The 7,412-nt window shown below is 34.1% G+C and carries 8 protein-coding genes; 4 read left to right on the forward strand and 4 right to left on the reverse strand.

Annotation, left to right across the window (positions count from 1 at the left end):
- Position 1: 1 nt before the first annotated feature.
- Both AC06OU_RS17840 and AC06OU_RS17845 read right to left on the reverse strand, forming a co-directional pair.
- The gene (locus tag AC06OU_RS17840) at positions 2 to 892 is read right to left on the reverse strand and encodes a glycine-rich domain-containing protein (RefSeq protein WP_475857574.1); all 891 of its coding nucleotides are present in this window, start codon (positions 890 to 892) and stop codon (positions 2 to 4) included.
- A gap of 60 nt (positions 893 to 952) precedes the next feature.
- Complete coding sequence (locus tag AC06OU_RS17845; protein WP_475857576.1) at positions 953 to 1,291, reverse strand: winged helix-turn-helix transcriptional regulator; 339 nt, start codon at positions 1,289 to 1,291, stop codon at positions 953 to 955.
- A 105-nt stretch (positions 1,292 to 1,396) separates the two neighbouring features.
- Here AC06OU_RS17845 and AC06OU_RS17850 point away from each other — a divergent pair, with 105 nt between their 5' ends.
- Together AC06OU_RS17850 and AC06OU_RS17855 are read left to right on the forward strand one after the other, a co-directional pair.
- Complete coding sequence (locus AC06OU_RS17850) at positions 1,397 to 1,780, forward strand: RidA family protein (RefSeq protein ID WP_475857578.1); 384 nt, start codon at positions 1,397 to 1,399, stop codon at positions 1,778 to 1,780.
- 252 nt (positions 1,781 to 2,032) lie between these two features.
- Positions 2,033 to 2,572, forward strand: coding sequence for a GNAT family N-acetyltransferase (locus AC06OU_RS17855; RefSeq protein ID WP_475857580.1), 540 nt, complete (start codon positions 2,033 to 2,035; stop codon positions 2,570 to 2,572).
- A gap of 169 nt (positions 2,573 to 2,741) precedes the next feature.
- Here the strand turns inward: AC06OU_RS17855 and AC06OU_RS17860 are convergent, their stop codons facing one another.
- Positions 2,742 to 3,488: a lysostaphin resistance A-like protein gene (locus tag AC06OU_RS17860; protein ID WP_475857582.1), complete on the reverse strand. Its 747-nt coding sequence runs from the start codon at positions 3,486 to 3,488 to the stop codon at positions 2,742 to 2,744.
- Between the two features lie 60 nt (positions 3,489 to 3,548).
- Complete coding sequence (locus AC06OU_RS17865) at positions 3,549 to 5,450, reverse strand: serine hydrolase domain-containing protein (protein ID WP_475857584.1); 1,902 nt, start codon at positions 5,448 to 5,450, stop codon at positions 3,549 to 3,551.
- A 595-nt stretch (positions 5,451 to 6,045) separates the two neighbouring features.
- Here AC06OU_RS17865 and AC06OU_RS17870 point away from each other — a divergent pair.
- Both AC06OU_RS17870 and cyoE read left to right on the forward strand, forming a co-directional pair.
- Positions 6,046 to 6,561, forward strand: coding sequence for a VanZ family protein (locus AC06OU_RS17870; protein ID WP_475857586.1), 516 nt, complete (start codon positions 6,046 to 6,048; stop codon positions 6,559 to 6,561).
- 208 nt (positions 6,562 to 6,769) lie between these two features.
- Positions 6,770 to 7,412, forward strand: a 643-nt coding sequence (gene cyoE / locus AC06OU_RS17875; protein ID WP_475857589.1) for a heme o synthase, incomplete at its 3' end; no start/stop codon positions are given.

Below are 7,412 nucleotides of genomic sequence, written 5' to 3' on the forward strand. Positions count from 1 at the left end.
ATTAATCTCCTCCACCACAACTTGAGCAGGAACTATCTGAAGAGCAAGAACCACATGAGCTGGCCGATCCACATCTTGTGCAATTCGATAAATTGTCGCCATTGCTTATTTTCATGAAACTTGAAAATTCATCATAATGGAAATAAGAAACCGACAAGAAAGGAAGGAGCATTGCGTTGTAATTTTGATATGTTCTTCCTTGTTTCAGCTTTTCATGAATAATCTTTTTCTCGTAATCTCTTACACCATTTACTGTATTTTTCATCGAAGTAATAAGGGCAAGAACAGTCTTCATATATTTCGTCTCACGTTTAAAGTAAATATCGATTAGTTCATTCTCTGGTAAATTTTTAAAATCTTCCATAACCGTTGGATGAACAGGGTTTTTGAAAAACCCCTTGTACAGGTTGATATTCTCACTTCTTATAAAAAATAGCTCTGCATACACCCAATCAAAAAAGCCACGTAAATCAGGATCGGGTTCTATCTTTACATTTGGACTATGATGTAGCTTTGCACCTAAATAATTTATCGAAAAATTTTCATACTCACGGGTAAACATAAGCATCTCATGCCACAATTCATCAACTTTCTCACTAAACATTGGAGACTCTTTTAATAGAGACGCCATAATAAAATAGCGTTTCAAATCTAGGAGGCGCCACTCATACTCATTTTCTTTTAATCTATTATTATTCCTTACCCTCACTTCTACATTTTCCATAAAACTTTTAGTAAGGGATTGCTCCAGTGTATCATTTAGCTTTTTTAGCCCTTTAATTTGCTTTATTTCTGTTGTTTTTGGAGATAAACCAAACTTATATGGGGTGTTCTTGCGCACAAAAAGACTAAAACAAATAAAAACTATAAGTAGCAACACGATCCATTCCATAAAATGCTCCCCCTATTAGTAGCTTTTAGTATTAGAAAATCCACGTAATATCATGAGCTATTAATTATTGCGATTTTTTTCTCCCCACTCACATAACTGTTCCGAAACAGGTAATAGAGTATCTGCTTTAGGTGTTAAACTATACTCTACTTTAGGAGGTATTTGTGGGTACTCTTTCCGTAAAACCAAGCCATCTGCTTCTAGCTCTTTAACATGGGAACTCAATGTTTTAAAGGTAATAGTACCTATCTGTCTTTTCATATCATTAAACCGAACGGGTTGATTTTCAGCAAGCAGATAAAGAATTAGCATTTTCCATTTTCCGCCCACTACCGACAATGCATACCCAAAAGATGTATCTTGAATATTCCCCTTGTCTTTATATTCCTCCATACTCATATTGACACTATCCTTTCTGATAGTAACTACCAAAAATGTGCGTACTATTTTTTTCTTTTTATTCATTTTATACTTACTTTACTTTGAAATAAAGGAGAGAAAATAATGAATAATGTTAAAACTTACAATCACAAGCTTTGGGACCATGGAATTACTCAAGGCTACAGCGTCAACAACACCATTTACATTTCAGGACAATTTTCACACAATCAAGAGGGAATGTTTGTTGGGGAGGGCAATATCGAGACTCAGACTCGTCAAACACTTGAAAATCTAGACTCTGTACTAAAGGGGTTTGGAGTTACCAAATCTAATCTCGCATATGTGGAGCTGTATCTAACGAACCCTCAAGCGCACTTCGGCCAAGCCATAGAAATGTTTAAGGAATACATCGGAGAACATCGTCCAGCCGGCAGTTGTATCGGCGTAACTTACTTGGCTTTCCCTGAGCAACTAATTGAGATCAGTGCTATTGCACACACCGATTAAGAAAGATTTCTAAACAATAGCAATCATCTCTTATCTGGAAAACTAGATATGTATAATTCCCACGCTAATTAAAGAAGGATATGTTAAAGGGTAGGATTGATTAGAATTTTTAGTCAAAATAAACCAATAAATTAACTAAGCTTTAAAGCAAATGAAATAATACGAATCAGTTTTAACGAAAGAACCTCAACCATTTATCTCCATAATTCACTATGATATACTGTATTTATTTCTTAGAGAAGGAGATATGAGATGTTAAAAACATTAAATATATACATTCGTCCGTTTATAGTTTCAGATGCGGAAGAACTGCTAGATTTAGAAATCAGGAATCGTGCATTTTTACAAAACTATTCCGTTGCTCTTCCAGAAAACTACTGGACTATAGAAACCCAAAGAGAATTAATTGAAAAAGGGGCACAAAATTCGAAAAAGGATTCCGGATATCAGTTTGGAATTTTTAAAGTAGATGGCGACGTATTAATAGGTTCTATCTCACTATTTCAAGTAGTCCGCGGACCTCGACAAAGCGCCCTTTTAGGCTATTCCTTGGATCAAGCGCATAATGGCAAAGGATATACCACTGAAGCTACTGGTCTTGTTATTAAATATGCTTTTGAGACACTCAACTTACACAGAATAGAAGCAGGAGTCATGCCAAATAATACAGGATCCATCAGAGTTTTAGAAAAAGTTGGTTTTCACCATGAAGGATTGGCAAAAAAAAGTGTTGAAATTAACGGACAGTGGGAAGACCATGAAATGTTTGCAATACTAAATCCTAAGCACTAACTTACCTTATGTGAAGCTCATTTTCCTAAAGGCAATTTCCCTTCTTTAAGAAAAAGGACCAGCCGTAATCGCTCGAAATTCACCATCAAAAACGTTAACCCCGAATTGGTCTACTTTTAAAAGCAGCCACTATTCGGGGTTTAGTTCAAATTGTATAGCCTTTAATCATTTAAATTCTTTCATGAATAAAAGCATTCTTTACTGTATTATTTTTCCGCAGAGAAAATGCTAAGACAGTAGTAGCTATAACTAAAATACCAATCACTGTCGTATCCTGAATGACACTGGATTCTCCGTTTCCTAAAAATTGAAGCAGATTATGAAGGCCATGAAACAAAATTAGAGGGTAAATGTTTCCTGTTTTAATAAATAGTTGTGCTAGCATGATTCCTATTAATAATGAATAGACCAATTGAAGTCCAGTCTGTCCTAAGCTTTGTCCAGATAACAAATTAAGCATGTGGGTAACAGAAAATAATATGCTCGAAGTAAGAATAGCTGGAAGCATACCTAATGGTAGTAATATTTTAATCATTATTCCTCTGTAAATACTTTCTTCCACAAAACCAACTAGAATAGCAAAACCAACAAAGAATATAATTGTTTCAAGAGGCTGGGAACTAAACCCTTGAAAGCATAATACAATTAAAATAAGGAGTAGAGGCAAATACGAATACCAGCTTTTTCTGATTAATACTCGTTTAAAACCAAAATAGGTCCATTTTCTTTTCCACGTAAAATAAATAATTAATACTAGTGCAGTTGGTATGAACGATATTAATATCGGAGAATTGTAACTTAATTGTTTAATTGTCGCAATCGCCCCCGCTATAAAAACAACTAATAAAAAACTAAATTCAATCAGAATGATACTTTTAATAGGGTGCTTTTTTGCATAACTTAATTTATTATCCACTAAACATCTTTCCTCCTAATATCATCTTCTAGACCATCCTGTACAGCACCAAAAATATTTTTATATAAAATTAAAGAAATTCCAATTCATTAATACGGCTACTAATAATATAATGAGCCATATTGTGAAAACTCGTATAAATTTATGGCTTTTTTTCAAATTTACTAATTTCCAATTAACTAAATCTAAAATGACAAGAATTACTGCTACAAAAAGAAGGAGCCAGTTTAAGTAAATGTGTAACTGAAGCGCATCTAAATAAAGCATCGAGGAGCTAACAATAGTACGAATAACAAGAACAATATTATTTATGACTAACAAGCTTCCAGTTAAATTTATAAACCAAAATAGTATTGTTTCTTTTGAGGGCTGCATATATTGCTTGCGATTTTTTAATGATTTTATTAGCCAAATGATAGGTGAGAAAATAAAATATAATACACTAATTAGTACTATGCCTAAACTAATTATTAGCCATGGCAGCTTTCGATCCCCTTCTAAAGGTAAATAATCAGCAACCTGACCATTGGTGAGCCGTTTTACCCCGTATTCGTCCACCTCAAAATAAGCTTTTGAAAGAATATATCCCACAATCGGATTCTCACTAGATGTAAGGGTATATAAATAAGGATCGATTTGAGTGTAGGTACCTTCCATTCCATAAAGGCTTATATTTATTTTATTTTTTGATATCGCTTCGACTTTCAAAGGTGGTAGAAAACCAAGAAACTCCGTGTATGTGCTACGTGATTGACGAGCAGCGACATACAACCCAGTTATTTCTTCTGAGCTTGGCAAATCAATTGTTAATGTTTGAGTTATGTCATCGGGTTTACCAAAAAGTAAATCTATGACTCCCGATGTCACATCCATTTCAGCTGAGGCATTTGTTAAAACAACTACACCAAAATGTTCCTCCGGTGCAATTACCATATTTGAACTAAAGGCAGCTGTATTTCCTCCATGGCCAACCCCTCTCACTTTACCATCATACTCCCAAAAACCATGTGCATTAGAAAGAACATCACCGTGTGGAGAATAGCTTTGTGTGAGCATTATATCGAGAGTGCCTTCCGTTGAAAAAAGTGGAGTGCTATTGGACTTCGTTGGCATTAGCGCGATAGCAAATCTCGCTAAATCCTCAGCTGTACCATTTACGGAACCAGCAGGGTAGAGTGGAACATATGACCAACTTCCTTCTGTAAATCCCTTATTTTCTTTTGGTATATAACCATTCGCTTTATTTTCAAGTTCTGTATAGTTCGCTAAAGTAGGATCACCTGATGTGGTGTGCATGGATAGTGGTAGAAAAATATGCTCCATCTCGTAATCTAAAAAAGTTTGCTCTGCAATTCGTTCAATGACGTAACCCGCTAGAGCAGTCGCATAATTTGAATATGCCATTGTACTACCTGGTTCATATATCTGCTTCGGTTGGCCATTGATTAAAACTTCTTTTAAAGAATCTATATTCTCTGGGGTAGACATGATTAGATCAAAGTAATAATCCTCAAAACCAGCTGTATGACTCATGATTTGATTCATTGTAATAGGCTTTTCATATGTTAACTTGGAGACAAAATCTTGAGGAAGGTATGTTGTAATATCTGCATTTAAGTCTAATTTTCCTTGTTCAACTAGTTGCATTGCAGCTGTCCATACAAACAATTTGCTAATAGAACCATATTCGAAAACCGTTTTTTGTGGATTTACTAATATCTCTTTTTCAATGTTCGCGTATCCGTATCCTTTAGAAAACACAATTTCTCCATCTTTTACAACTACAATGGAAGCACCAGGTGTTGAATGGCCAATGTGATTTAAGACAAAGCCATCGATTTCCTCCTCTAACTTATTTAATGGAATACCTGATGGTGTATATCCATTTTCCGCCCTGTAAACGGAACTGAATGAAAGACAAGTACTAACTAAAATGAGTAATATAAGAATTCGTTTAATCATCTTTTTAACTCCTTTTTTATTCATAGTTCATAGCAGTAAGGCTTTGCTCCGTCTGTGCAAGGTTCAAGCTCGTTTCCGCAAGGTTTTAGCTCATCTCCGCAAGGTTCTCTCGCTTTTCTAAAAAAACTAGCATTTATCCGCAGTCCTCTCCACTAACCCATGCTAAAATAATTACCAAATGGTTGATGATCCTCTCTTTCCCCCTCCTATTTTTCACGTACATAGCAATGTTCTAATAAATAATAAGGGTTCTAAAATTTTTACTAGAACTGACTTGGACGATTTTGGGATGATTACACTCCCTTACCGCCTCCCTACTGTATTATTTATACTAAACTTCATAAATATCTTTTGTCTTACTTATTTCTTACAAAAACCTTAAGAGTTAAATTAATTGAAAATAACCTACTATTGAGGCCGTTATTCATTCGAAAAGTTTGAGGTAATAATTATGATCTGGATAATAAATTACATTTTTGTATTATTTGGTAGCTTCTTTCTTAATTTAATATTTCCTTAAGATTTTGTCTTACCTTTTCTTAAAGAATTTAATGTATAGTGGGTAAGAAGTAATTGAGTGAAGGGATAAATCATAATGAAAAAGTATTTAAATATATTTTACTGGGGTATATTATTTTTCTATCTATTTTTGTTAATTGACACCGTATTTTTAGGCAGAGATAGCTTTAGAAGTGTTAATTTCATTCCATTTCATTCTATAAAAAATTATATTATGACGGATAATGGAATTGGAGGAACAAGAATTGTAGATATGAATATTTGGGGAAATATTTTAATGTTCATCCCAGCAGGAATTTATCTGAGTCTTCATAGCAGTACTAAATCCGTTGCAAGGGTTTTATGTTCTATCTTCTTATTGAGCCTATTTATTGAAGTTGTTCAATATGTTTTTGCATTAGGAGCAACGGACATTGATGATATTATTTTAAATTTTATTGGTGGATTCCTTGGCATCATTATTTATAAAATTGCAGAGATATTTTTGAAAGAGGATAGTAAAATTAAGAACTTTATCTCTATATTATCAGTAATTGTTGGTCTGCCTATATTCGTCTTAACAATTATCGTAGTGATTGTAAATATCGATTAACTACGTTTTCCATTTTTTACTAAAAGCAATTCTCTTAAACAGTCCTTTTAGCATTCAGAAGGACTGTTTTTGCTATGCGACTATTATATATGTAGAAATAGACCTAAATTGTTCAAATATGATTATAAAAAAGAGTTAATATATAGATTTTAGCTAATCATATAGGTTATATTAGTTCAAGTGGATAAATAAGGAGCTATGAAATACGATGACTAAGAAATCACAAAAAACATTATGGGCTCAAGTAGTTAAAACAGGAATCATTAAGTCTAATCTTATTCCAATGATTGCTGGATTAATGCTTGCTTTATATACTTATGAGTACAGTTTTGTAGATAATATTTGGAATGTATTTTTTGCATTTTTAGGAACAGCAGCCGTTATTGCTGCCGCTGGTTCGTTTAATAACATTTATGATCGTGATATCGATGCTATTATGGCTCGTACGAAGGTACGTCCAACCGTAACAGGCGCTATATCGATTAAGAAAGTTTTAATAGTCGCGATTTTATTATTAGTAATTGGATTAATTTTATTATATTTAGCATCACCATTAGCAAGTTTACTTGGATTTTTGGGAGTATTTTTTTACGTAGTTCCTTATACAATGTGGACGAAACGCCATACGATTTGGAACACGGAAGTAGGAAGTATCTCAGGTGCAATGCCCCCTTTGATCGGTTGGGCAGCTGTCGCTCCTGATATTTGGCACCCAGCGTGTTGGGCATTATTTTTAATCATGGTCATATGGCAAATGCCTCACTTTTACGCGATCGCCATTCGAAAAAAGGATGATTATGCTGCTGCAAAAATTCCAATGCTTCCCGTTGTTAAAGCAGGAAGACGCACGT

The sequence above is a fragment of the Psychrobacillus sp. genome, from assembly GCF_056205495.1.

Excerpts from the sequence above, each read along its gene's own strand:
- AC06OU_RS17840 (WP_475857574.1), bottom strand. The coding sequence starts at position 892 with ATGGAATGGATCGTGTTGCTACTTATAGTTTTTATTTGTTTTAGTCTT.
- AC06OU_RS17845 (WP_475857576.1), bottom strand. The coding sequence starts at position 1,291 with ATGAGTATGGAGGAATATAAAGACAAGGGGAATATTCAAGATACATCT.
- AC06OU_RS17850 (WP_475857578.1), top strand. The coding sequence starts at position 1,397 with ATGAATAATGTTAAAACTTACAATCACAAGCTTTGGGACCATGGAATT.
- AC06OU_RS17855 (WP_475857580.1), top strand. The coding sequence starts at position 2,033 with ATGTTAAAAACATTAAATATATACATTCGTCCGTTTATAGTTTCAGAT.
- AC06OU_RS17865 (WP_475857584.1), bottom strand. The coding sequence starts at position 5,450 with ATGATTAAACGAATTCTTATATTACTCATTTTAGTTAGTACTTGTCTT.
- AC06OU_RS17870 (WP_475857586.1), top strand. The coding sequence starts at position 6,046 with ATGAAAAAGTATTTAAATATATTTTACTGGGGTATATTATTTTTCTAT.